The following is a 26,398-nucleotide window of genomic DNA, read 5'->3' on the forward strand; positions in this document are numbered from 1 at the left end:
TCTTAAGAAGATTTTAAATCACCAAGATAAGTTGACTAGAAGCAAAACAGTTTCTTTTACAGAAAAAAAAGATCAAATAAACGAAAGACAATCGCTGATTTTAAAACTTCGATGTGAGGGAAAACAATCGTTTACAACCATTGCTAAGACATTAGAACTTTCTCAGAAAGAAGTACACAATGAATTTATAGTCGCTTATAAATTCACTCAACAAAATAAAGCTCAATCCCTAAACTATTGATGATGGAAAAATCTACTTTAATACTCACTCGAAAAATACGATTAATCGTTGATTTACCGATTGATTTTTGCATCAATAATAAAGCAGGAACGCTTATTTTATTGGATCAAGAAGAAAAGATGGAGCTAGCGAAAGATGAAGAATTTGTATTGAGGAATTGGAGTTATTATGAACTGATGACTAAAATAAAATACAAAGCTGACAAAGCAGGAATTGAGCTTATTATAGCATAAATTATAATTTTGGAGGGTGATTGTACACCCATAAGGTGAGGTTGATTACAAACACTCACTAAATGTAAACAACGTATACAACATTTTTATTCCATGTATAGATAGTAGCAGGATACTCCCAACATAAAGGCAGGATAAAGGGAACATAGTGGCAGTAGAATGTATGTAAACGATTTTTGTAGTTCGTGTGATCTAGAATAGTTGTTTTTTTACACCTTAAAACATTCAATGACTGAAATTTATTATGATCATCGAAAATAAAAAAAAAAACTCAAGTCTTTAATCTTAATAAATACTCCCTAGATAAAAGCAGTTAACTATATTCAAATTTTTGTATAAACTTAAAAATAAGATGAATTCAGGAGTAATAATATTCCTTTATTCATTAAAAATAAGTCAATCAGTTTTTATAGTATAATAAATAACTATTTAATTTACATTCTGTATAAAATAAATTGATTAACTGATAAAACAATTTGATTTTTAATTGATAAGACAAATTATTATATTTATGATATTTACAAAACAAAAGTATTAAACATAAAATATTAATTATATGGAAAATCAAGGAGGAGATATTTCAAAATGTCCTTTTCACAACGGAACTATGTCTAAACCAGTTGCAGGAGAAGGAACACAAAATCAGGATTGGTGGCCGAATCAATTAAAGGTTGATATTTTGCGTCAACATTCAAATAAATCGAACCCAATGGGGGAAGATTTTAACTATGCAGAAGAATTTAAAAAATTAGATTTAGAAGCTGTAAAAGCTGATTTAAAGACTTTAATGACTGATTCTCAGGATTGGTGGCCAGCAGATTTTGGACATTATGGACCATTTTTTATCCGTATGGCATGGCATAGTGCAGGTACTTATCGTGTACAAGATGGTCGTGGTGGAGCAGGAGAAGGACAACAACGTTTTGCACCACTTAACTCTTGGCCAGATAATGTATCGTTGGATAAAGCACGTCGTTTAATTTGGCCAATCAAACAAAAATATGGACGTAAAATTTCTTGGGCAGATTTAATTATTTTAACAGGGAATGTAGCTTTAGAATCGATGGGATTCAAAACATTAGGTTTTGCAGGTGGGCGTGCAGATGTTTGGGAACCAGACATGGATGTTTATTGGGGAGCTGAAAAAACATGGTTAGAAGAGAGTGGTGGACCAAATAGCCGTTACAGTGGAGAAAGAGATTTAGAAAATCCTTTAGCTGCAGTGCAAATGGGACTGATTTATGTAAATCCAGAAGGACCAGATGGAAATCCAGATCCATTAGCTTCTGCTAAAGATATTCGTGAAACTTTTGCGCGTATGGCAATGAATGATGAAGAAACATTGGCTTTAATTGCTGGTGGGCATACATTCGGAAAAACACATGGTGCTGCTTCTGCAGATCATGTTGGACCAGAACCAGAAGCTGCAGGTTTGGAAATGCAAGGATTAGGTTGGAAAAACTCATACGGAACAGGAAATGCTGGAGATACAATAACATCTGGTATTGAAGTAACTTGGACAAGTAAACCAACAGAATGGTCAAACTTATTCTTAAGTTATTTATTTGGATTCGAATGGGAATTGACAAAGTCTCCTGCAGGTGCTCATCAATGGGTAGCAAAAGATGTAGGCGAAATTATTCCGCATGCACATGATGCTTCAAAAAAATTAAGACCAACGATGTTGACTTCTGATATTGCGTTACGTATGGATCCAGCTTATGAAAAAATTGGACGTCGTTTCTTAGAACATCCAGAAGAATTTGAAGATGCTTTCCGTAAAGCGTGGTTTAAATTAACTCACCGTGATATGGGACCGATTTCTCGTTATCTAGGTACAGATGTACCAAAAGAAGTTTTTACTTGGCAAGATCCAATTCCAGCTGTTACGTATGAATTAATTGATGAGGCTGATATCGCTGACTTGAAAGCTAAAATTTTAGCTTCAGGATTATCTGTTTCAGAATTGGTTTCTACAGCTTGGGCTTCGGCTTCTTCTTTCCGTGGATCGGATAAACGTGGAGGTGCGAATGGTGCGCGTATTCGTTTGGAACCAATGAAAAATTGGGAAGCGAATAATCCAATTCAATTGAATAAGGTTTTGACAACTTTAGAAAATATTCAACAAGAATTTAATTCAGCGAATTCTTCAAAACAAGTTTCGATTGCCGATTTAATTGTCTTAGGAGGAAATGCAGCGATTGAAAAAGCAGCAAAAGATGCAGGAAAAACAATTACTGTTCCGTTTGCAGCTGGTCGTGGAGATGCAACGCAAGAAGAAACCGAAGTAGAATCTGTAGCATATTTAGAACCAATTGCAGATGGTGTGAGAAATTACCGAAAAAATGCAAGAAAATCTGTTTCGACAGAAGAATTGGTGATTGATAAAGCACAATTGTTGACATTGACTGCTCCAGAATTAACTGTTTTAGTTGGTGGAATGCGTGCAATGAATGCGAATTATGACGGTTCTAAACATGGTGTTTTTACAGATCGTCCAGGTCAATTGACAAATGATTTCTTTGTGAATTTATTGGATATGGGTACTGTTTGGAAAGCGACTGATGAAACGAAAGAAATCTATATGGGATCTGATCGTAAAACAGGAGCGCCAAAATGGACAGGAACTCGTGCAGACTTAGTATTTGGATCAAATTCTGAATTGCGTGCCGTAGCAGAAGTTTATGCACAAGCCGATGCACAAGATAAATTTGTAAATGATTTTGTTTCAGCTTGGAACAAAGTGATGAATGCAGATCGTTTTGATTTGAAATAAATACACACATCATTAAATAAAAAAAATGAGCATCACAAAGGATGCTCATTTTTTTTATTTTTGCTTTACACTTAGAACGGATATCCAATCGCGATATTAAGGATTAAGTTATCTTTTCGCCATGCTTTGTCTCCAAAATCTATTTTATCAAAAGTCCAGCGGTCATTCTTTTCATAATATGGAACTCGAAGAGGTGTTGCTAAATCTAATCTTAATACTAAGATACTAAAATCAAGTCGTATTCCTAAACCAGCTCCAACGGCTATTTCGCTCATGAAATCTTTTGAGAATTTTGCGCCTGGACGTGTTTCATCTTCGTTAATTAACCAAATATTTCCTGCATCAACAAATAACGCAAGGTTAAGAAAACTGAATAATTTTTGTCTAAATTCTGCATTTACTTCTAATTTAATATCACCCGATTGATCAAAAAAGAAATTTGCATTTTGATTGCGTGGATCATAACTTCCTGGTCCTAATGTTCGTGCTCTAAATGCACGAATACTGTTACTTCCTCCTACAAAAAATTGTTTGGAATAAGGAACAAACTCAGAGTTTCCATACGGATAGGCTATTCCTCCAATGAATCGTGTAGCGATTGATGATTTTTCTGAAAATTTGTGATAAAAACGGAAATCGTGCTCCATTTTTGAATATTGACTAAATGGTATTTTGAAAATTTCTTTTTCCTTATCTTTTTTCGCATTCGCACCTGTAATTAATCCTGTTAAATTTCCAGCCAAATCAATTAAACCTCGGTAATAGAATGTGCTTTTTCGAGGTAACATCGTTGTCGTGTAAGTGTACGAATATTGTGGTCCAAAAATTAATTGTTTGTCAACAACGCGTTTCAAACTTGGATTGATGATATTTCCAATTGAATCGTAAATCTTGCTATTGTATTCGTCTGTCACTTTTTCTGGAAATAATAAAGTCGCACTAAAAATCTTTAAATTATGTTCTTTCTGCGCATTCTCTTTCCATACATAACCAAAAGAAGTATTGAAATTGTGAAGCGTATATAATCTCGATCTGTTTTGATATTCGTAACCAATCTCAATATTGGTTCTCGGTACAAACGCACTTGATGAGTGAAATTTGAAAGGCGCTACAATTCTTGGAATAGAAAGTTGCGTATTGAAACCAGCTCTAAAAATATTATTAGCATCTTTTTGTCCACCCAATTGCATATCAAACGCTCCATATAAAGCCATTTTAAGCTGTTCTGCTCCTTTGAAAATGTTTCGATGTGTCCAGTTTAAATTTAATTCACCACCACCATAACTAGCGGAATTTGTTCGTCCTAAAACTTCAAGTCGCAATGATTGAAATTCGCGTGGTGTTAAGGTATAATATACATCAAATTTATTGTTAATAGAATCAGAGATCACAAAATCATTTTTCACAAATTTGAATACACCCAAATTAATTAATCTATTTAGTGTTAAGTTATGATCCGCTCGGTTATAAATTTCACCTGTTTTAAAATATAATGCACGATCAAAAACTTTTGGTTTAAAAATCTTTTTCGAATCGACCATGTAAAAACCATTTTGCTCATATTTTGTTAAGGAATCATTTTCCATTGGCATTTTATACAAACCTTTACGCGCTTCTCGAATGTTATAATCAGGGAAAACAATTACTTTATCAATGCTATATTGTTGTTTGGCTTGCTCTGGTGTCTTATCTTTTAACTTTACAAAAAGTTCGACATCTTGCTTATTGGTAACTGTACTATCCGCTTGCACAATGATGTTATCGGGATGAAAATAATAGTAACCATTTTCTTTCAGACGCGCATCTATTCGTTCGCGTTCAGCTTTGATCACATCCAAATCGAAAGGTTGTTTATCTTTCAGTAAGGTATTTGCTTGCGTTTTTTTAATTTCCTTGTTGACCGCTAAAGTGGTATCTTTTGGGAAATTAACTTGGTTGATGTAATAACGTTTGCGCGGTTGTAATACATAATGTATTTCTGCTTTTTTGTTTTTACTTATTGTATCATCTTGTGCTTTGGCATTGAAATATCCTTTGTTTTCTGAATAATTAACCAGAATTTTTTTATTGAATTCGATGTCTACATTACCCAATAAAACAGGTTTTTGTCCTACTTTATATTTTAACCAATATTTCAATCCTTTTTGTTTTTTCGGTTCACTTGTGATGTTGTAAATGTACAAGCGAGGACGAAGTCCAAAAAAGCTCGAATTAGGTTTTGGAATAATATTTTTTTCGAGATTATCTTTTAATTCAGCTTTATCAGTTTTACTCAACGAATCGCCTTCTATTGTTAATTTAGAACCTGTGTAAAGCATTTCACCATCTTTCAGAAAACGTGTATTGCTACAAGAAGAAATCCCTAAAATTGAAATTGAACAAGCAATAAATTTGATATAGGTTAAAACTGATTTTTTCATGGTTTCACTTCTTGATTTTGAGTATTTCTATTTGCTCTGTTCGTTCTATTTTTTCTTCTTTTCTCGAAAATTTCTTTGAATTTATCGTAATCTAATGTGATGATAAATCCAACACCTGTTTCTACAATTTGTCCTTGTAATGCGACTTGGTATTCATCTTTTCGATAAGCTCTTAACATGTATCGACCATCACGAGATAAGCTATAATCAATTGTAATATCACCCGCAATATTAGTCATGTTTTCATTTTCTCGTGCATCACCATCTAAACCAAAATTACTTCCAACCGAAACTTTCAATCGGTCGTTTAATAAACGTTTGCTCACAGCAACATTCAGGTCAGTTCGTGTGTTTTTAGAGCCAGAAGAATAATCGTCTTGTGTGTCTAATCCCAAATCGATATCAATTCCTTGGATTAAATCATCCGCCAAATTATTCAACTGTTGTGACAAAATATTACTTACACTTTGTAGCGCCATTGTTTCTGCGGATACACTTGTTTTACTTTCGAACGGATTTTCGCCAATAAAACGATTCAATAACAATAATGCAAAAACCTGTTTGTTCATTTCAGCTTCATCATTTTTCAACTGATCCAATTTCGATTGTGTATTTTCAATAACTGCAGTTGCAATGGACGGGTTGTCTTTATCCATTGAAATATTGAATTTAATATCAGGTTTTAATAACTCACCTTTCAAAATTAACTCGGTATTAAACGGAATTCGTTGTTTGTACATGTTCATTTCAGAAGAAGAATAGCCCGAAATTTGTTGTTCGATTAAATCAATAGGAGCGGCTTTTGTTTTGTAAATCGCCGTAATGTCTAAATTGGCTGTAGTTGGCTCACCAGTCCATGTAATGGTACTTCCTTTCTGAATATCAAAACGACGTTTTAACAAGCTTACCGAAAGTTCGTACGCACCTTTTTCTACTTGATAAACGCCAACCAAAGTCATTTTTCCTGAAGGATCCATTCCGCCTGTTAATTCGGCTTCACCTTGTATTTCTACAAAATCTCCGTTGGCTTTGTCGATGATAATAGACGTTTTGGCTTCTTTACTGATTTCAATGTTTACACTTACATCCAAGCCTTTTATTTTAGATTCGGCTATTAATTCATCTGTTTTAATCGTTTCTTGAAGCGCCACTTGATCTTGATCGATGAACTCGACAATTCCTTCGCGCTCTTGTAAAGAAGGCGAGGATTGAGGTAAAACAAATGTAAAATTCGTGTCATCAGTTACTGTTAAACTTCCGTTTACTTTCGGTAAATCTAAATCACCTTTTATCGTTAAGTTTGCATTGACAGCTAACTTTCCATACATAATCGCATCGTTCGATTTTTCTGAATTTACGACATTGAAATCTCGTCCATTTGCTGTTAAATTGAAGGCAAAGTCACGGTAAGTTTCCGTTAAAATTTCTCCTCTTATCGTTAATGAATTGCCATCGTTGTCATTAATTTTGAATCGATTGAACTCAATTCCTTTGTTCGTGAAATCAATCGCGTCATCAATTTTTCTGAAATTACTTCCTGTTTCAGCAATCGTTAAACCAACTTGATTAAATTTGACTTGACCTAAAATACTTGGTTTATCTACTGTTCCAGCGATTTTTAGATTTCCAGAAATATAACCTTCTGTGTCTTTGATTTGATTCATTGCAAATCCTTGTACCGATTTCATTTCTAATCGATTGATATCTAAAGCTAAATCAAACGCACTTTCTTTGGTATTATAATCTCCAAAAATCTTCATGTTGTTACTGTTTCCATCTAAGGTAACATCAGCGTTAATCATAGTTGGAGAAGTGTTTTTTACTTTTGCTATAATATTTCCAATAGGATTTCCGAAAGCTTTTAAATCTGAAACGGTCAAATCAGCATTAAAGGTCATTTCTTTATTTAAATCTTTAATTTGAGCTGTTCCATTGATTGTTCCCTCGGCAGGTAAATCATCTTTTTTAATGATTTCTGCAATGGTTTCAATTTTGAGATCTTTGATAGTAATATTCAGCGGACTTGTTCCTTTTTCCGATTCAGATTGCAATAAAATTTGACTTCCATTGTTCATCAAACTGAAATTATGCGCGACAATTCCGTCTTTTCTCAACTGAATTAAATTTCCTTCACCAACTTGCCATTGATCGTAGTTTAAAACCAATCCATTCGGATTTAGACTAATTTCCGTTATATCATTCAGTGTTTTTAGATTTCCAGCCACCAAAAATTGCGTCGCATCTTTCGCATCCTTTGTCGAAACATTATAATTGATGACATTATTTGTAATATCACCATTCAAATCAATTTTTTGTAATTGAAAACTTTCACTTTTTAACGCATCCACATTCAACGAATACAACAAGGCTTCATTTTGGTTGGATAGTTTTAAAACTCCGTTGTTAATTGTATTTGTTCCGTACGTTAAATTTGGGATTTTTCCATCAACATTGATTTGTTTTGAATCTGCATCATAAGTTGCGTCAAGTGTCATGGTTTCGAAACTTTTCAAATCTGGAACAAATCTTCGAATCAATTCATCATCTTTTATTTTTGCATTCAAAGTAAAGAATTGATGAGGTTCTATTTTTTCTTCTTTATTCGGTTTCTGAAATTCATAATATTGGTTAATAGTTGAAGTTAGCGAACCAAAAATTTGTGTCAATTTAAATTTTCCTTTCATATCCAAATCAGCCAATTGCGAAGTCAAATTAATACGATTAGAATCAGCAGTTGAAGTTGTAATTAAACTCACTTCTTGCATTGGAAAAACATCTTTTGTATTGGATAATGCAAAGTTTTTCAGGTACAAAGAACCATTTAAATAATCTGGATTTAAATCAGCAAAATTGGCATCAATTTCTCCTGCAACAATCATCGGTTCGTTGTAAAAACCAAGTTTTTGAACATCTAATTTGACAATATTTCCGTTCAATTTTACATCAGATAAATCCTTTTTGTAAACGCCAGAAGCAGTCAAATTAAGATTCGCGTTTGGATCTTTTGAGAAAACATGCGCATCAAACGCTCCATGATTCACTTTTGCATCAAGTGTTATATTTTGATAAGTGTATTTGTTGTAATAAGCTGATGAAATAGTTCCTGAAAGTTTTGTAACCATTTTTTCAGGGTTGAAACTTGTTCCAATAGCGTTAATTTTTCCTGTTATTTTACCTAATTCGTTGTTGCTAATAAGTGTTCCAATATCCAAATTTTGTAGGTCTGCTTTGACATTATATTTCTCAGCATCCTTTTTTAGCATGTCCACAATTGCATCAATTTTAGCATTTCCCAACGTAGAATTGATAGCCAATTGTGTATTGATAATTTCGGTTGTTCCTTTCGCTTTTCCTTTGACAGAAAGATTTGAAGGAATTCTAATGTTATTTGGAATAGTATTTTTCGGAACTAAATTATAAATCGTTTTTGAAGATGTCGAAAAGTTTTTTATGTTCAAATCATAAAATAAATTCTTCGGATTCATCGCATTTTTAACTCTTCCAGAAGCCGAAAGTTGCAAATCATCTAAACCAGAAACTTGTAAATTATTAATCAATAAATCGTTTACTTTTCCTTTTACATTGGTGTTAACACTCAGAATGGCGTTTGGATATTTGTCGAAAGGCGTCGTATTTCTAAGGGTTGGAGCAAGATTTAGAATATCTGAAAAACCAATTTTTGAGTTTTTGATATTCGCATTCACTAAAACATTTTCTGGATGAGAAGTTAACTCATTAATCGTATTGTATCGCAAAATAACTTCGTCACGAAGAACAGTTCTTGGTGTTTGTAAATAAAGGTTTTTCAGATACGCTTGTGTGTCAGCGTACAAGAAATCTGTTGTCAATTTCTGAATATTCAACCCTCTTGATTCCTTTATTTCAGCACTTTTTATTTGTCCAGCAAATGTGTTATTTTTCATTTCGAAATCGCGCAAATCAAGATTTAATTTAGAAAAATCCAAATGATTAAAATCCATTCCTTGAGTAGTTCGACGTTCAGCGGTATTGTTGTATTTTACTTTTACATTTTCTAATTTCGTTTCGTTCAAAACCAAATTCATTGGTGATGAAGTGGAAGATGAAGTGGAAGTAGAATTGTTCGAAGAAAGGAATAAATTCGCTTCAATATCAGCGTCTTTCAAAAGAATATTTTCGATGTCGAAAATTGAATTTTCAAGATCAAGTTTATTGACTTTCGTTTCGAATTCGTTTAAGTTAATTTTGACAAAAGTCTTCGAGTTTTCATCCCCATAATTAACTTTGATATCATTCAAATTAATCTTATTCACCCCAATTTGCAATGGAGTTTGTTTTGTATTTGGATCAATTTTATCAACATTATTTTCTTTGATTTTATTAACCATTTTTTGATTAAAATCAACCAATAAACCATTCACTAAAATATCATCAACCGCATAAGAATTTTGTTGTAAATCAAGTTTTTTAACACGCGTTTTGAAATCTTTGAACTTTACTTTTGCAAACATTCCCGAAATATCATCGCCATAATCGACGTCAAAATTGGTTAAATTAATTCCATTCAACTCAATTTTCATTGGCTTTTGATCATTCAAAGAATCCACTTTTTCTTCTACTTTTTTCGCAACTTCTTTTACAATATCTTGTTTCAATTTTAGCTTTAAACCATCCAAATTAATATCGCCAATTCCATACGAATTTTGCTCTAAATCGAATTTTTTGACACGTGTATCAAACGAATTTAGATGAACTTTTATGTTATTTGCTGTTTGTTGATCATTGAACGAAACATTAATATCATTCAGTTTTATTTTATCTAACGAAATGATAAATGGCTTTGAAGGACTTTCATCTTTTTCATCTGTTGCAAAAGCATTGATAATATAATCGAAGTTGAATTTCCCATCTGGTTTACGGATAACGTTTGCGTGAACGCCACTCAAATCAATAGATTTTATATCTGCTTTACTTTTGGTCAATTGCCAAATATCTAACCCAACGTCAAACTTTTTGACCGATAAAAGCGTGTCGACATCTTGTCCTTGTAAGTATAGATTTTCCATTACCAAACTGTTTGGGAAATCGACATAAACACGATCTAATTGTACTTTTGTATGTATTTTATTTTCGAGGTAATTGACTAGTTTATTTTTTACAAAATTTTGTACAGCGGGAAATTGTAAACTAAAAATTGCAATTATCAATAACAAAATTATTGACAAGATAGAAATTGAAAAATATTTGAGTATTTTTTTTAAGTTGAATTTCAATTGGTTAGATTTTATTCGTTTTGGATCGTGATTATATAACAATTTTCCTACAAGGATGATACCAAAAATATTGTTTTATAATTACTTAATAAATGTTTTGAAGATAAATATTTTTACCTAACTAAATTACTTTTGAGTAAACTATTTTTGAATTGTTTTTCGTAGAAATAATAATCTTCTGAATCATCTGGCATTATATTTTGCAAGACAATCAAACTAACTTTTGATTTCGGAAAATAGATGTTTAAAGAAGAAAAACCATCACCTAAACCTGTATGTCCAACATAATTGACATTATTTTCGTTTACATTTCTGATGTTATATGCGTATCCTTGTGGTGTTTTTCCAAAAACATCGTGTTGCGAAAGAGTAGAAGGTGTTATCATAAGTTGATAAGTTTCCGGTTTTAAAATCTTGCCATTATGTAATAAATTATTCCATTTTGCTAAATTATTTGTAGTCGAAATTATTCCGTCAGCCGGTAATTCTTCTTCTGTAATCATTGTTTGATAATTGGGAACAAGCGAATCATTTCGGTAAAAGTATCCTTGTACTAATTGATGCTTTTCGGTTTTGGAATAAACAAAAGTTTCATTCAATCCAATTTCTTTGAACAAATTTGTAGCCAATTCTCGGAATGTTTTATTGGTAACATTAGTCAAGATTTTGCCTAAAAGTACATTCGAATAATTTCCATATTTGAACTCTGTTCCAGGTTTAAATAATAAAGGTTTTGTAATGTCTTTTATTCCATGCGTGTGATTCAGTAATTGATGTACAGTAACAGAATCTGCCCAAGGTTGAGAGATTTCTGGTAAATAAGTTTTAATTGATTGTTGCAAATTGATATTTCCTTTTTCGGCTTCTTTCAAAATCAAAACTGACGTAAACAATTTCGAATTTGACATAATCTCAAATTGATTTGAGTTATTTAAAGCAATTTTATCTTCAAAATTCTTAAATCCGTGTACTTTTTCATAAATCGTTTTACCATTTTTGGAAACGATCACAACTCCATTAAAAGGAAATGAATGTTTTGAATTGATAATTTTTTCGAAGTCGTGTTTTACTTGTGCATTTTTTTGTGCAAAAATTGGTTGACAAACAAGATAAATTATTCCTAAAGTTAATATTTTTAGAAGAGTTTTCATTTTTGTGTTTTGGTTGATGTAAAAGTAAAATATTATCTGTTTTGAAATTGATAATATTTTAAAATTCTCTTAAAACTTTTTAATTTTCATTGGTGAAACCAATATTCTTTTATTAAATTTGAGTCAAACAATAGAAGCTATGAGAAGAATTTTTTTTGAAAAAGATAGCCACAAAGATTACTTATTTGTAATAATAGATCATGAAAGAGAATTAGATCAAATTTACAAAGTAGACAACTTCACAGATGAAACAGGTCGTGAGTATGTATATACTTTGATAGGAGAACGTAAAAAATTAACTTCAGATTTATTAAAGGATCATGTTGTTGCTCAAGAGAATGGAAGTTATATAGATTATAATGGAAACGGAATTGTTGAAGATCCACATTCTTATATAGAAAGTATTATTGATAATAGAGAGTTGAATAGAGAACAAGAAATATTTGTTTATGTTCGAAATAAATAAAATTTAGAAAAGGCTTTGAAGTTTTACTCAAAGCCTTTTTTTATGAGATTTCAACTTGATTGAAAATTAATTTCTGAACAACTTCGTCTAATTCTTCTTTATGTTTTACAACATAATCATTTGCTACATCCAATAATGTTTTGATGTTACTATTGGAAACATTTCCTAAATCCAATGCAGATTCTGGAATTTCTGGGTTGAAACGATAATAATTTTGTTGATATTTTGGTTTTAGTAAAGCATACATACTTCTCATTTCTTGATCGACCATATCTACACCAGTAGAAATAAATATGTCAACCAAAGGATCAACCCATTTCGATTTCGATATTCCACTTAAATGTTCATGCTTGTATGATTTTGCACGAGAGCCATTTCCAATAGAAATTATAATAAACTCTTGTAAAGTAGCAGTTCCATTAAATTTTAAATCATCTTTGAAATATTTACTGAAGTTTATTTTTTGAGTTTCTATAAAGCCTATAAAAGTAGGATTGTTTGCAAAAACTCCTCCATCAATACAACAAAACTCCTGATCTGCAAATGATTTTATTTTAGCTGGTTCAAAATATGTTGGAGCAGCAGATGAGGCACGACAAATGTCTTTGATATAAAAATTTCGGAAAGGAGAAATTCCATCAATTGAATTGAATATTTTTGGTTTCTGATGTTCTGTATCGTACGAAACAATTGCACAAGGTCGAATAAGATCTTTTAATTCGTTTTTTTCAAATACTATTTTTAATTGTTCTTCTAAAACAATAGTTGCTAAATTATCTTTAAAAACACTTAAAGGATTATTAAGAATAGTCCAAAATGTTTTAGAAAAAATATTTTTTCCTTCGCCTAAATAAATATTAAGAGCATCTGTGATTGAATGTTTAGCTTTCCTTGGATTTTCTGTAGAAGGAGATAATAACAAAGAGGCAATTAAAGCTCCAGTGCTTGTACCAGCAATGAAATCGACATAATCTCCAATTTTAGCATTTTCGTCATGAATTTCTTTTAATTTATCTTCTATGTATTTTAAAATTACACACGATATAATTCCTCGAATTCCTCCGCCATCCAAAGAAAGTAAGATAATTTTTTTCTCTTTAAATTCCATTTTTGATGTTCTGATTGCTTAAAGTTAAACTTTTCATTTCAAATATTCTCAATTGTATCTATTTTTACAGTCAAGAATTCGCTCAATTATGACAAAAAAACTGTTTCCTACATATGATATCTGTAATTTGAATACAGAAAAAAATAGTAATGAGTTGTTTTCTGTTGATCGGTTTAGAGGTTATGTTGATAGTAATCCACACTTGCAAGAAGTGCATAGCCACAACTATTACCACTTGGTTTATTTTACAGAAGGAAGCGGAGAGCATTTAATCGATTTTGAAAAATTTGATGCTAAATCGGGGACGATGTATTTTATGAAACCTGGACAAGTACATCAATGGTATTTTAAAGAAGAATATGATGGATTTGTTGTTAATTTTTCTGACAATTTTTTGGATTGGATCGGAATAAATTCTTCGTTGTTGCAACAGTTTAAGTTTTTACAATCTATTTTGGTTCAAGATCATGTCGTAGAAATTTCTAAATATTTACGAGAAAGTGTAGCGAATGCTTTTGAGGAAATGATTATTGAAAATCAACAAAATAATCAATTTTCAAATTTGAAGATAGGGTTTTATTTAATCAATATGTTGATTGATATCGATAGAAGTTTAAAATCATCAAATCATAATACAAATGATTATCAATCGCTGTTATTGAATAATTTTCAAGCATTAATTGAGCAAAATTTTAAGACAAAAAAATTACCAAAAGAATATGCTGAACTTCTTTACATAACACCTAACCATTTGAATGCTCTTTGTAAAGATGTTTTAGGAACATCAGCAGGCGAATTAATAAGAAGTCGTATTGTTTTAGAAGCAAAAAGATTGCTTGTGAATAAAGAAGTTTCTGTTACGGAAATAGCTTATTTACTAAATTTCCAAGATGCTTCTTATTTTGTGAAATTTTTCAAAAAATATACCAATTTTACTCCTGAACAGTTTAGAAAACAATATTATTCTTAACTTTTAATATTCTTTTATTTGTTGGTATAATGAACTGAAATATTAAAATACACTTTTACAGGATTTCCGTTAACCAATGCAGGTTTTATTTTTGTTGAATTTTCTTTTTGTTCTCTGTTTATTCTATATAGAGTTTGAGTAGAGATTCGAGCTAATGTTTCGTTTCCTTGAGACGTTATATTGGTAAAATATCCATTTTCGTCAATAATAAAATTCAATTTTGCAAAATAATCACCAGATCCGTGCAATATTTTATCCAATGTCATTTTTGACAGTTTATCCGAAATCTCTTCGTTAAGTTTATTTTTAAAGCATTCTAAATAACTATTTGAATCATCTTCACAGCTTGGATAAACAGCAAATTCATCCACATTATTAGAATTGTAAATGTCTTGAGAAAAAGTGAAAACGGTAATCAATAAGGTAAAGAAGGTTAATAATTTTTTCATAAGTAGGTAGTTTAAATGTATATTAGTAAATCTTTATGAATTAATGATTTATATCAATCCGTAAATACTACCATAAATACCATAAATAGTGCCAAACTCTAGAGGAGGTATAGTGGTAAATTTGTATACTAATATCAAATGTAATATGAACGAGCTGAATAAAACTGCTTTTGAGGAAAATGTAGCTGAAGAAAATGAAAAGTTTAGAACAGAGGCTGCTACTTTTACGAAGTCAGGAACACGAAAATGGGTGTATGCTAAAAAACCATCAGGAAAATTTACGAACTATAGAACAATAGTAACAACAATATTATTAGTTCTGCTAGTTGTTATACCTTTTATCAAGTTACCAAATGGTAATCCGTTGTTTAAATTTGATGTATTTAATACCAATTTTATTTTATTTGGGTATCCTTTTTTTACGACCGATTTCTTCTTATTAGCATTCGGAATGATTATTAGTGTTGTTTTTGTTATACTTTTTACATCTGTTTATGGACGACTTTTTTGTGGATGGGTTTGTCCTCAAACCATATTTTTAGAAGGAGTATTTAGAAGGATAGAATTTTTAATAGAAGGAGATCGAAATAAACAAATAAGACTTGATAAACAAGATTGGAATGAAGAAAAAATATTGAAAAGAGGGGGGAAGTGGTTTGTTTTTTATATTATTTCTTTTTTAGCAACGAATATTCTTTTTTCATACATAATAGGAATGGATGTATTGATCCAAATGTATAAAGATGGACCTGCTGAACATGGAGGAAAATTCTTTGGAATGTTTATTTTTAGTTGGTTATTTTATTTTGTTTTTGCTTGGTTTAGAGAACAAGTATGTACATTGGTTTGTCCTTATGGTCGCCTACAAGGAGTTTTACTTGATAAAAAAACAATGCAAGTTTCTTATGATTATCTACGAGGAGAAGGAACAAATGGACGAAGTAAATTTAGAAAAAACGAAGATAGAAAAGCTTTAGGAAAAGGAGATTGTATTGATTGTGGACAATGTATTGCAGTTTGTCCTACAGCGATTGACATCAGAAATGGATCTCAGCTAGAATGTGTTAACTGTACAGCATGTATGGATGCGTGTGATGAGATTATGACAAAAATTAATTTACCAACAGGTTTAATTAAATATGCATCAGAAGAGAATATAGCAGAAGGAAAACCATTTAGAATTAACGGACGTTCAATTGTATTTTCAATAATTTTAGTTTTGATGATTTCGGCTATGGGAATTTTTATGTCAAAAAGAAGTGATGTTGAGATTAAATTTTTACAAGTTCCAGGAAAAGATTATGTTGTAGATGGTGATTATATAACTAATACAATGCAATATAGTTTGATGAACAAAACAAACAAAACGTATAAATTGATTGTAAATGTCACAGAATTTAAAGGAGGTAAAACTGTCTTGTTAGTAGAACCAAATAAATATATAGAAATAAATGAAGGAGAATTAAAGCAAGGTTTAATAGATATTAAAATTCCTAAAAGTGAGCTGAAATCATATAAAGTTCCAGTTATTTTAGAATTGAAAGATTTGAATGGTAAAACAATTGATCATTACACAATCAGCTTTATGGCACCATTCTAAATTAAATAAAAAAACGTCTTACTATGTAAGACGTTTTTTTATTTTAAAATTATTAGTTATAAAATAATAACTAAATTTCATCTATCCATTTGTATAAATCAACATCTGAAGATATATTAAAAGATTTTCTAAGTCTACTTTTTCTAGTTTGAACGGTTCTAATAGCTAGATTGTTATATTCAGCAATATCTTTTGTTGTAAAACCTAATTTAAGAAGAGAGCAGAATTTAAACTCATCAGGAGTTATTTCAGGATTTATTCTTATGAGGTTATTGTAAAGTTCTGGAAATACAAGTTTAATTTTTGGGATGAAAGCTATATCATCTTTCATAGCTAGCTTTACGATGTCTTCTATAATAATATGTTGAGAGTCAACTTGATTTTTTCTTCTTAATTCTTTGATTATATTTTCGCTTCGTAGAGTTTGTTTATATAGTACAGCAATTTTAAAGTGTTTTGATAAAATAAAATATGCAAAACAAATTATTCCTATAAATGTTTCTAGAAAAGTGAAAATCCTTTGATTTTTAGTAAATTCATCGTTATTATTTTTTTCTATTGTAAATATTTTAAAATCAAAATGATGACTAACCATAAATAAGATTAAAACAAGCATGTATAATACAATGTTGTATTTTACAGTGTTTTTTTCATTAAAGATAAATAATGAGGAGATTAAGATAACAAAATAATAGAGAGATATTCCATTTTCAAAACCTTTTGTAGTGGAGAAAAAAAATATAATAAATAATATGAAGACTAAGTTTAAAAACCATGTAAGTGGGTTAAACTGAATTTTAGTAAAGAAAAAGATAAGAAAATATATAGTTCCTAACCCAATTAAGACAAAGAAATAAATAGTGTATCCAAAGTATAAATCGCGTATACCATTTATAAAAAATATCACACTAATCGCTAAAGAAAATAAATTCATTCTCTGAAAATAGATTAACTCAAGCTCATCAATATCTTTTGGAATGTACCGATTAATAATATAATTCCATGTTTTTTTCATTTTTTGTTGTTGATGTTTTTTATAAATTTAAGTAAAAAGAGGATGTTTTAATTGTATAAGTTTATTTTTTTGTGATTAAAATCATTTTTATTTAATTGTATTATTAAAAAAAAGATTTATTATAGAGTGAAATAAAATACCCATTGATAAATACCTTTATCAATGGGTTGAAAACACTATTTAGGTGAAAACTGAAGTTAAAGATTAAAGATGTTTAATCATTTTTATTTTATTAGAACATTCTAGTAATTCTACAAAACCATCTACGAACATTATCTGTGTCACTTGATGTATTCATATTATCAACAGTAAAAGACATTTCTACTCTATACCATTTGTTACCTTCTAATATGAAGTCAAAGCTATAGCCTTCAGTAGCATTACCATATGCTAATGCTGTTCCAGGAGTAGAAGTCCCCATAATCATGTTTTTTCCGTATCCTAAATACATTCCATTGTCTAGATTTTGATATCCACCAGGAGCAAGTATAACGTTAGCATCTCCACGACCTTCTATAGATGTCATTCCCATCCACCAAAACTTTTGAGGTTTATTAGATACATTATAAACTCTTGGAATAATTGAAACAGGTCCAGTTGCATTTGAACTTGTGTAAGCTTGAGCATCAAATCTAAAAGTATCTTCAATAGTAGGCATTTCTTGATTTGGACCAAGAAAATCACTAAAAATCACATTTGCCCCATAAACATTTGCAGGAAGTTGTCCATCCCAGTATTCTGATTCACCACGAGCAAGTTCGTTTTTACCAACAGTAGCAAAACAAGATTGTCCAAGAAAATCAATATTGAAAGTAGCTTCTTCTGGAGAATTAGCACTAGGAGTTCCAGCTATTGTATATACTAATTGTCCTACTCCAAATTCTAAATCACCATGTTGTAATGTAGCAGTAAGTCCAGTAACACCAGTTGATTGAATAGGAGCTCCTGGAGAATAAGAACCTCCATTTCCACCAGAGTACGGTAAGATTAAAGTACCTACATAAGGCACTCCAGCTTCGTATTTTTTTGGATTAATATAAGCTAAGCTACAATCTAGTCTATTAATTGATGGAGAAATACTACTTCTTGTAGAAAATTTTACCCATTCAACTCCATTCCAATATAAATAACCTTCAGTAGTTAAACCTGCAGTACCTAAATTATAGATTAATAAACCTGTTGCTGGATTAGGTATAGTTATTATGTCTGTATTGCTTTCAAGAGCGACTTTAGGACCTAAAAATCCTTTTTTGTTTCCATTAGAAGCATTTGTTACATTGATATCTAAAATAGCAGATGGATCAGGTGAAATAGTTCCGATACCAACACTTCCTGAAGATGTTATTATAAAATCATCAGAAGCTTGTAATCCATTAGGTATTCCAGTTTCTGGGTTTGTTGTTTCGGGCGTAGATTTACCATCTACATTAAAAATTCCTTGAGGATTTGATGTATTAATACCTACTTGAGCATACGAACTACTAAAAATTAGTATTGTTAAGATAATAAATGATTTTCTCATTCTAATTTAAATATTTGGTTATTGTATTGATTAAAGTAAAAAAGAGTATAAATAATGAGTGTTTTAACTAATTTATTTTCAGTTATTTATTTCTTGTTTGCATTTGAATATTGGCGCAATTTAATACATTTTTGAAGTAATATTTTGAATAGTAGCTAAGATGATGTCTATGTAGTATGACAAAGTATTTTTGATGTAGTTAAACGTATATATAACGTATGTAATTTACAAGGTTTAAGAGAAGTGATAGAGTGTGTTTGGTATTTAAAAATTAGAAAAAGTAACCTTTTATATTCAATATTTAATTTGCTTTTTTATTTTTTCTTTAAAACTTCATTTTCGAATTTAATTCCTTCCCAACCATTTAGCATAAATTGACGAATATTGTTATGATCTACTCCTTTAGGATTCTCTAAAACAGATTGATAATGTTCAGCAAATAATTTTAATGTATCTTCTTTAGAAAAATCGTTCAATTTGGCAAAGGCAAATACTTTTGCGCTTCCTTGATTTTGATCTTTTGAATTTTCTTGATTTCCATTCAAAAAAGCAGAAGCAGTATAATTATAATTTTCTTCGATATAATTTATAACATCTACAAAATTGGCTTCATTTAAGTTTAATTTTTCTAAAATCATATTATCTTTTTTTCAAAAATATGAACTTATTTTTAATACAATAAATCATTTACTATGTTAATTTTTTTACTTGCTTAAATAGTTAACGAATGTTTAACAAAATACTGTAAATTAATTGATTAGATTTATGATTATTAACCAATAAAACTATTTTTATGTTTGAAAGAAGGCAATTTAATTATGAAACTTCTAGTGTCGCACTTAGAGAGTTAGCAGAAAAAGGATATCAAGAAGATTTTAACTTGTTGGAAAGTGATTTAATTGATCATCCTCACGATTTTAAGATCATATATATATATCGCTACGAAGGAAATTCAAATCCTGAAGATGAATCAAGTGTTTATGGAATTGAGAAAATTTCGACAGGAGAGAAAGGTGTTTTGGTTGTAGGTAATTTAGGATTTGTTCAAACGAGTTTAGCTTCAATACTTATACAGTTGGAAATAGAAGGACGAGGAACTATTCTGAAAAATTAAATTCGAAGAGAATGTATAGACTACTAAATATTACCATAACAAACTAAAAAGCGTTATCAAATGAAACTGATAACGCTTTTTAGTTGTGAAATATTTTACTTCTCTATTTCAAGCAATATTTTATATTCTTGAAAACGATGTTCGCGAATTGGACGAATAAAAGGTTCGGTTTTAAAATGTAAAAGTAAACATGGGCTTATATTTTTATATTTCGTTACGAATTCATAGGAAATCAATTCCCCATTTTTAATTCGTTGTTTTATTTTGTTATGATATGGATACATTTTGAATCTTAAATAATCATAAACAAAGATATTGAAAAACATTAAAAATATTTAGAATCTTAAATCTTAAGCTCTGTAAATAGTCTATTACTTCAAAGGAATGATTTTTAATATTTCTTTTAAAAAATATAGATTTCATTAGAAAAAAATATTTTGTAAAAAAGGGCTTTCTAAATTAAAAAGAGATCACATTAAAAAAACCACCAATTAAAGATGGCATCTTTAATTGGTGGTTTTTTAATAAGGAATTTGTTATCTAATTTTATTTAGCTTTTCTACATAAAACTTTAAAAGGTATAGAAAATGCGCTATTATATTTTGATTTCAAACGACGAATATCTTTAGAAGCAGAAGCTCTTGTGAAATAATCTCCTACTAAAACACGATAATCAGGAGAATAATATACAGTTTGAGCAGACAAGTCAGGGTATGAACGCATAAACTCATTTCTTACTTTATCAGCATCTTTTCTGTCTTTAGAATAATAAATCTGGATTTTAAATCCATTAATTTGTGGATTTCCTGCACATGGATCACTTGATTGTACTGTAGCTTTTTTTTCCGTATTTTTTTTCACTGGAGTAGCGTATGTACAAGTAGCATCCTCTTTTGTTTTTAGTATTGTATTTATTCTACTATCAATCTCGATATTTAAAGTACCATTATTAATAAATTGAACAGTATCAATTTTATCTTGTGCAAAAATAAAAGTCGAAAAAGAGACAATGAATAAAAAGATAAATTTTTTCATAGGATGAAATTAATTTGTGCAAATATACTTCTTACAATTAAGTTATTAAATTTTATAGTCTTTTATTTTCCTACAACTAATATTGTTCCAATTTTTAAAATAAATTAAAAAAAGAATTTAGTTGAATATTATTGATTGACAATTTGAAAGAGTTTAAACTTTATATTTTTATATAGTTATGTTAAATGGGACTTTTTTTCAAGTTAATCATCTCTTATGTTGATTGAATAAATATTATTTATAGAGCTATATTTTTTAACAATTAATTTAGAATTGTTTTAAATTAAGCTCAATGATAAAGTTCAGTATATAAACTTTATGATTTTGTTAAGTATTGAAGCTATTTTTGCTGTTGTTAAGTGTTCAAATAAAAACGAGTTAAAAGAAACAACGAACTGAGATTATTTAAGTAAATGAAGGCAAGATTTCTAAAAAGAATACGTTTATGGAGCTGCGCGATAATACTATCGACGTTCTCCCTAGCAAATGCCCAAGATGCAGGAAAAGGCTACGAGTTATTCGAGGCTAATTGTACTGCTTGTCACCAGATTGATGGTAAATTAATTGGGCCGGAATTACGTGGTGTAGAGAAACGCGTACAAGAAGAAGCTGGACTTGGAAAAGAGTGGTTACACGCTTGGATTAAGGACAATAAAGCTTTACGCGAATCTGGAGATGCATACGCAAACAAAATTTATGCTGATTACAATAACACTGAGATGTTAGCTTTCCCTAACTTATCAGATGGTGATATTGATGATATTTTAGCATATACTGCTGATCCTGATGGAGGGGTTAAAGCTTTTGAAGAAGCTAAAGCTGCTAAAAAGAAAGAAGCTGCTGCAAAGAAAGCTGCTGAAGCTGCACAAGGAGGTGGAGCTAATTCAGGAGTTATCGCAGTAGGTTTTGTTGTTTTAGCAACATTGTTATTGTGGATTTTAGTTCGCGTTAATGCGTTAGTAAAAGCTACATCTTCTGATAGAATTGGTCTAGATGAAGAAAAAATGGCATTCTCTTTCGCTAGCTTATTCCAAAAATACCAAAAAGTAGGTAATGTTCTAATTGCTGTTTTGGCTTTCTTTGCATTATATAATGTGTATTGGGGATTAATGGGAATTGGAGTTGATAAAGGTTATGAACCTGAACAACCAATTTATTTTTCTCATAAAGTTCACGCAGGTGTACAAGGTATAGATTGTCAGTACTGTCACAGCTCTGCTAAATACGGTAAAGTGTCTGGAATTCCTTCTCCAAATGTATGTATGAACTGTCACAAAACAATCAAAGAATATAAAGGAGATTACTTCGAGGAAGAATTAATTACTTCTGGCAAATTCGCTGATGAAGATGCAGTAAAAACATTCTATACTGGAGAAATTCAGAAAATGTACAAAGCTATTGGATGGAATCCTGAAACAAATAAATACGATGGTCCACAAAAACCAATCGAATGGGTACGTATCCATAATATGCCAGATTTCGTATTCTTTAGCCACGCGCAACACGTTGTAGCAGGAGAGAAAGCGATTAAGAAAGCGATTAAAGACGGAACTATTCCAAATGCTAAAGAGTTGAACATTGGGTCAGGAGATCAAGTTTGTTTCGCGTGTCACGGACGTGTTGATGAAATGAACGAAGTGAAAATGGCGAATGATTTTACAATGGGATGGTGTATCGAGTGTCACAGAACTACTGAGGTAGATATGGACAACGAGTATAACAAAGAATATTACGCAGAACTACACGAGAAATTGAAAAAACAGTACGGTGACGCAACTAAGATTACAGTTGATGCTATCGGAGGTTTAGAGTGTGGTAAATGTCATTATTAATATAAAAAAGAGAGGAGTATAAATGGCTTCGAAGAAAAATTACTGGAAAAGTTTTGAGGAGTTAACTGACAATACATTAAATGAAAAGTTAACTACCAATGAATTTGCAGAAGAAATTCCTGTAGACAATTTCTTAGGGAATGATAACGCCATGGAGAATAGTCAAACTTCACGACGTGACTTTTTGAAGATTTTAGGGTTCAGTACAGCTGCTGTTACTTTAGCAGCTTGTGAAGCTCCAATCGTAAAATCTGTTCCTTATGTAGTGAAACCAGAAAACATTATGCCTGGTGTACCTACTTATTATGCATCTACAATTTTTGATGGATACGATTATGCGAACGTATTAGTACGTACAAGAGAAGGTCGTCCTATTAGAATTGATGCAAACAAAGGCGCAAAATATTATGGTTCTACAAATGCACGTGTTCAGGCGTCTGTATTATCATTATACGATTCTGATAAAATAAAATCACCTTTAACAAATGGTGGTGAAAACTTCAAAGCAACATCTTGGAAAGAAGTTGATGCACGTGTAACAAAAGCATTAGCATCAGTAGGAGGGAAAAAAGTAGTTATTTTAACTTCATCTTTACCTTCACCAACAACTAAAAAGTTGATTGCTGAGTTTGCAACAAAATATCCAACAACTCAACACGTTGTTTATGATGCAATTTCTTCTACGAATGCATTAGACGCAGCGCAAGAAGTTTACGGAAAAAGAGAAATCCCATTCTACGATCTTAAGAATGCTGAATTAGTTGTTTCTTTCAACGCAGATTTCTTAGGTGATTACAATGGTGGTGGAATGGAAGGTGATTATGGTGTTGCTCGTAAACCAGGAGCAAACATGATGCGTCACATCCAAGTAGAATCTGTTTTATCTTTAACAGGTGCAAATGCTGATACACGTTATCCATTAAAACCAACTGATACTGAAAAAGTATTGGCTGAAGTTTATAATAAATTAGCAGGTGGATCAGCTTCATCTAAAGAAGCATTAGCTATTGCTGCTGAATTAACAGCAAAAGGTTCTAAAGCGGTTGTTATGGCAGATGGTTCGAAAGAAGCATACGCAATTGCATACGCAATTAACCAATTGTTAGGATCAGCTGCAGTTTCTGATAAAGCTGTTTTATTAAAAGAGTCTAACGATGCTGTATTTAATCAATTTGTTGCAGAAGCTAAAGCTGGACAAGTTGGGGTTTTATTAAACTTCCAAACAAATCCAATTTATAATGCTAAAAATACAAAAGAAATTGAAGCAGCTTTCAAAAATATTGGACTTAAAGTTGGTTTAGTTGAAAAATTAGACGAAACTGCATCAGTAATGGACGTTATAGCTCCAGTTACTCACGGTTTAGAGTCTTGGAATGATTTCAATCCATTAACAGGTGTATATTCATTACAACAACCAACAATTCCACGTGTATTTGATTCTCGTCAATTCCAAGATTCATTAATCGCATGGATGACAGGAGTTACTAAAGTAACAGAAGTAGAAGATCCAAATGATCCAATTATGGTGATGGCAGTTTCTGCAACTAAACAAAAAGTTTCTCCATATTATTTATATGTAAAACAAAACTGGGAATCAGCTATTTTACCAAAATTAGGTGTAGATTTCAACAAGGCATTATACAATGGTTATAATGAAGCTACTGAAACATCTGTATTTACTGCTAATACTGGTGTTGCTGCTGCAGCTGCTACAAAATTAGCTGGTGCTAAAGCGACAGAATGGGAAATTCAATTCTATTCTAAAGCTGGTTTAGGAGATGGTACACAAGCAAACAATCCTTGGTTACAAGAATTACCAGATCCAATTACACGTAACTCTTGGGATAACTATTTAACAGTTAACCCAAATGATGCGGAAAAATTAGGAATCAAAATTCAAGATAACTACAACGTTACAAATGGAAGAATGCAATTTGACGGTGAGTATGTAAACTTAACTGTTAATGGAGTTGTTTTAGAAAACGTTCCAGTATTCATTCAACCAGGTCAAGCAATCGGAACTGTAGGTTTAGCTTTTGGTTACGGTCGTACAAAAGCTGGTAAAGTTGCAAACAATGTTGGGGTTAACGCTTTCGCATTATATACGGGTAATGTAGGTGCATCTAACGTTAAGATCGAAAAATCTTCTCGTTCAGATAAACACGAATTTGCTAATATGCAACAGCAACCAACATTGATGGGACGTTATGAAATTGCAAGAGAAGTTTCTTTAGCAGATTTCATCAACACAGATCGTCAAGAATGGAATCCAGTTGCTAAAATGCCAACTTGGAGAGGAGATTCTCCAGTAGGAGAGGTTGACTTATGGGCTAGTTTTGATCGTTCTACAGGACCTCACTTCAATTTAACAATTGATATGAACTCTTGTACAGGATGTGGAGCGTGTGTGATTGCTTGTCAAGCAGAAAACAACGTACCAACTGTAGGTAAAGAGCAAATGCGTATGTCAAGAGATATGTATTGGTTAAGAATTGACCGTTACTACTCTGATGTTACTTACAACGATCCGAATGGAAAATTAACTCAAAAAGTTGCGTTAGAATCTGATCCAGATAACGAACCACAACAATATACACGTTTAATTAAGCCAGAGGCTGAAAATCCAGATGTGATTTTCCAACCATTAATGTGTCAACACTGTAATCACGCTCCTTGTGAGACTGTGTGTCCAGTAGGTGCAACATCTCATGGTCGTCAAGGTCAAAACATGATGGCTTATAACCGTTGTGTTGGTACTCGTTATTGTGCAAATAACTGTCCTTACAAGGTACGTCGTTTCAACTGGTTTAACTGGGCGAATAATGACAAATACGACTTCCACATGAACAATGATTTAGGTCGTATGGTACTTAACCCAGATGTTGTTGTACGTACACGAGGAGTAATTGAGAAATGTTCATTCTGTATCCAACAAACTCAAGCTGCAATTTTAAAAGCTAAGAAAGAGAACAGAGTAGTTAAAGACGAAGAGTTTATGGCTGCTGCTGCTTGTGCTGCTGCTTGTGGAACAGGTGCGATGAAATTTGGAGATATCAATGATGATAAATCTGAAGTAAGAGCAGCATCGAAAGATAAACGTTCTTATGTTTTATTAGAAGAAATTGGTACAAAACCAAACGTTATCTATCAAGTAAAAGTTAGAAACAGAAAAGAACAAGCTTAATTAAATTAGTAAAGAATTAATAAGGTAAAC

General features: G+C 31.2%; 17 protein-coding genes and 1 pseudogene. 9 read left to right on the top strand and 9 right to left on the bottom strand.

Annotated features, from left to right (window positions below; genetic code table 11):
• The 3 genes and pseudogenes from E4J94_RS17735 to katG all read left to right on the top strand — a co-directional run.
• A pseudogene (locus tag E4J94_RS17735) lies at positions 1-241 on the top strand (sigma-70 family RNA polymerase sigma factor); the annotation flags it as partial.
• 2 nt (positions 242-243) lie between these two features.
• Positions 244-474, top strand: a complete 231-nt coding sequence (locus E4J94_RS14960) for a hypothetical protein (RefSeq protein ID WP_135836601.1) — start codon at positions 244-246, stop codon at positions 472-474.
• Positions 475-1,030: 556 nt separating this feature from the next.
• A complete protein-coding gene (gene katG, locus E4J94_RS14965) occupies positions 1,031-3,250 on the top strand; it encodes a catalase/peroxidase HPI (protein WP_135836602.1) in 2,220 nt (739 codons plus the stop codon).
• Positions 3,251-3,321: 71 nt separating this feature from the next.
• Here the strand turns inward: katG and tamL are convergent, their stop codons facing one another.
• From tamL to E4J94_RS14980, 3 genes are all read right to left on the bottom strand, one after another.
• Complete coding sequence (tamL, locus tag E4J94_RS14970; protein ID WP_135836603.1) at positions 3,322-5,670, bottom strand: translocation and assembly module lipoprotein TamL; 2,349 nt, start codon at positions 5,668-5,670, stop codon at positions 3,322-3,324.
• Positions 5,667-10,901, bottom strand: a complete 5,235-nt coding sequence (locus tag E4J94_RS14975) for a translocation/assembly module TamB domain-containing protein (protein ID WP_449390377.1) — start codon at positions 10,899-10,901, stop codon at positions 5,667-5,669. The genes tamL and E4J94_RS14975 overlap by 4 nt, the downstream gene beginning before the upstream one ends.
• Positions 10,902-11,035: 134 nt before the next feature.
• A complete protein-coding gene (locus tag E4J94_RS14980) occupies positions 11,036-12,073 on the bottom strand; it encodes a serine hydrolase domain-containing protein (RefSeq protein ID WP_135836605.1) in 1,038 nt (345 codons plus the stop codon).
• Positions 12,074-12,212: 139 nt separating this feature from the next.
• Here E4J94_RS14980 and E4J94_RS14985 point away from each other — a divergent pair, with 139 nt between their 5' ends.
• Positions 12,213-12,539: a hypothetical protein gene (locus E4J94_RS14985; protein ID WP_135836606.1), complete on the top strand. Its 327-nt coding sequence runs from the start codon at positions 12,213-12,215 to the stop codon at positions 12,537-12,539.
• A 40-nt stretch (positions 12,540-12,579) separates the two neighbouring features.
• On the opposite strand, the gene E4J94_RS14990 is transcribed toward E4J94_RS14985, so the two are convergent.
• Entirely contained in the window at positions 12,580-13,647 is a 1,068-nt protein-coding gene (locus E4J94_RS14990) for a patatin-like phospholipase family protein (protein WP_135836607.1), read from the bottom strand.
• Between the two features lie 88 nt (positions 13,648-13,735).
• On the opposite strand from E4J94_RS14990, the gene E4J94_RS14995 reads away from it, so the two are divergent.
• On the top strand, positions 13,736-14,617 hold the full coding sequence (locus tag E4J94_RS14995) for an AraC family transcriptional regulator (RefSeq protein WP_135836608.1): 882 nt from the start codon (positions 13,736-13,738) through the stop codon (positions 14,615-14,617).
• A 14-nt stretch (positions 14,618-14,631) separates the two neighbouring features.
• On the opposite strand, the gene E4J94_RS15000 is transcribed toward E4J94_RS14995, so the two are convergent.
• Positions 14,632-15,066, bottom strand: a complete 435-nt coding sequence (locus E4J94_RS15000; protein ID WP_135836609.1) for a hypothetical protein — start codon at positions 15,064-15,066, stop codon at positions 14,632-14,634.
• A 145-nt stretch (positions 15,067-15,211) separates the two neighbouring features.
• Here E4J94_RS15000 and ccoG point away from each other — a divergent pair, with 145 nt between their 5' ends.
• Positions 15,212-16,666: a cytochrome c oxidase accessory protein CcoG gene (gene ccoG, locus E4J94_RS15005; RefSeq protein WP_135836610.1), complete on the top strand. Its 1,455-nt coding sequence runs from the start codon at positions 15,212-15,214 to the stop codon at positions 16,664-16,666.
• Positions 16,667-16,736: 70 nt separating this feature from the next.
• Here ccoG and E4J94_RS15010 read toward each other — a convergent pair whose 3' ends face one another.
• The 3 genes from E4J94_RS15010 to E4J94_RS15020 form a co-directional block, all read right to left on the bottom strand.
• A complete protein-coding gene (locus E4J94_RS15010) occupies positions 16,737-17,681 on the bottom strand; it encodes a helix-turn-helix transcriptional regulator (RefSeq protein WP_246034351.1) in 945 nt (314 codons plus the stop codon).
• A gap of 232 nt (positions 17,682-17,913) precedes the next feature.
• The gene (locus tag E4J94_RS15015) at positions 17,914-19,203 is read right to left on the bottom strand and encodes a hypothetical protein (RefSeq protein WP_135836611.1); all 1,290 of its coding nucleotides are present in this window, start codon (positions 19,201-19,203) and stop codon (positions 17,914-17,916) included.
• Between the two features lie 314 nt (positions 19,204-19,517).
• On the bottom strand, positions 19,518-19,841 hold the full coding sequence (locus tag E4J94_RS15020; protein WP_135836612.1) for a HopJ type III effector protein: 324 nt from the start codon (positions 19,839-19,841) through the stop codon (positions 19,518-19,520).
• 155 nt (positions 19,842-19,996) lie between these two features.
• Here E4J94_RS15020 and E4J94_RS15025 point away from each other — a divergent pair, with 155 nt between their 5' ends.
• Positions 19,997-20,317, top strand: coding sequence for a hypothetical protein (locus tag E4J94_RS15025; RefSeq protein WP_135836613.1), 321 nt, complete (start codon positions 19,997-19,999; stop codon positions 20,315-20,317).
• 546 nt (positions 20,318-20,863) lie between these two features.
• On the opposite strand, the gene E4J94_RS15035 is transcribed toward E4J94_RS15025, so the two are convergent.
• A complete protein-coding gene (locus tag E4J94_RS15035; RefSeq protein WP_135836614.1) occupies positions 20,864-21,352 on the bottom strand; it encodes an SPOR domain-containing protein in 489 nt (162 codons plus the stop codon).
• Between the two features lie 413 nt (positions 21,353-21,765).
• On the opposite strand from E4J94_RS15035, the gene E4J94_RS15040 reads away from it, so the two are divergent.
• Together E4J94_RS15040 and E4J94_RS15045 are read left to right on the top strand one after the other, a co-directional pair.
• A complete protein-coding gene (locus E4J94_RS15040) occupies positions 21,766-23,184 on the top strand; it encodes a c-type cytochrome (RefSeq protein WP_135836615.1) in 1,419 nt (472 codons plus the stop codon).
• A 22-nt stretch (positions 23,185-23,206) separates the two neighbouring features.
• Complete coding sequence (locus E4J94_RS15045) at positions 23,207-26,368, top strand: TAT-variant-translocated molybdopterin oxidoreductase (protein ID WP_135836616.1); 3,162 nt, start codon at positions 23,207-23,209, stop codon at positions 26,366-26,368.
• The last annotated feature ends 30 nt before the right edge of the window (positions 26,369-26,398 follow it).

The organism is Empedobacter tilapiae (assembly GCF_004785645.1).
In the GTDB taxonomy this organism is placed as follows: Bacteria; Bacteroidota; Bacteroidia; order Flavobacteriales; family Weeksellaceae; genus Empedobacter; species Empedobacter tilapiae.

Bases quoted from the DNA above. Each gene is read 5' to 3' on its own strand.
- E4J94_RS15035 (WP_135836614.1), bottom strand. From the start codon at position 21,352: ATGAAAAAATTTATCTTTTTATTCATTGTCTCTTTTTCGACTTTTATT.
- E4J94_RS14960 (WP_135836601.1), top strand. From the start codon at position 244: ATGGAAAAATCTACTTTAATACTCACTCGAAAAATACGATTAATCGTT.
- E4J94_RS15025 (WP_135836613.1), top strand. From the start codon at position 19,997: ATGTTTGAAAGAAGGCAATTTAATTATGAAACTTCTAGTGTCGCACTT.
- E4J94_RS15020 (WP_135836612.1), bottom strand. From the start codon at position 19,841: ATGATTTTAGAAAAATTAAACTTAAATGAAGCCAATTTTGTAGATGTT.
- E4J94_RS14980 (WP_135836605.1), bottom strand. From the start codon at position 12,073: ATGAAAACTCTTCTAAAAATATTAACTTTAGGAATAATTTATCTTGTT.
- katG (WP_135836602.1), top strand. From the start codon at position 1,031: ATGGAAAATCAAGGAGGAGATATTTCAAAATGTCCTTTTCACAACGGA.
- E4J94_RS15000 (WP_135836609.1), bottom strand. From the start codon at position 15,066: ATGAAAAAATTATTAACCTTCTTTACCTTATTGATTACCGTTTTCACT.
- tamL (WP_135836603.1), bottom strand. From the start codon at position 5,670: ATGAAAAAATCAGTTTTAACCTATATCAAATTTATTGCTTGTTCAATT.
- E4J94_RS14990 (WP_135836607.1), bottom strand. From the start codon at position 13,647: ATGGAATTTAAAGAGAAAAAAATTATCTTACTTTCTTTGGATGGCGGA.
- E4J94_RS15045 (WP_135836616.1), top strand. From the start codon at position 23,207: ATGGCTTCGAAGAAAAATTACTGGAAAAGTTTTGAGGAGTTAACTGAC.
- E4J94_RS15040 (WP_135836615.1), top strand. From the start codon at position 21,766: ATGAAGGCAAGATTTCTAAAAAGAATACGTTTATGGAGCTGCGCGATA.
- E4J94_RS15015 (WP_135836611.1), bottom strand. From the start codon at position 19,203: ATGAGAAAATCATTTATTATCTTAACAATACTAATTTTTAGTAGTTCG.
- ccoG (WP_135836610.1), top strand. From the start codon at position 15,212: ATGAACGAGCTGAATAAAACTGCTTTTGAGGAAAATGTAGCTGAAGAA.
- E4J94_RS15010 (WP_246034351.1), bottom strand. From the start codon at position 17,681: ATGAAAAAAACATGGAATTATATTATTAATCGGTACATTCCAAAAGAT.
- E4J94_RS14995 (WP_135836608.1), top strand. From the start codon at position 13,736: ATGACAAAAAAACTGTTTCCTACATATGATATCTGTAATTTGAATACA.
- E4J94_RS14985 (WP_135836606.1), top strand. From the start codon at position 12,213: ATGAGAAGAATTTTTTTTGAAAAAGATAGCCACAAAGATTACTTATTT.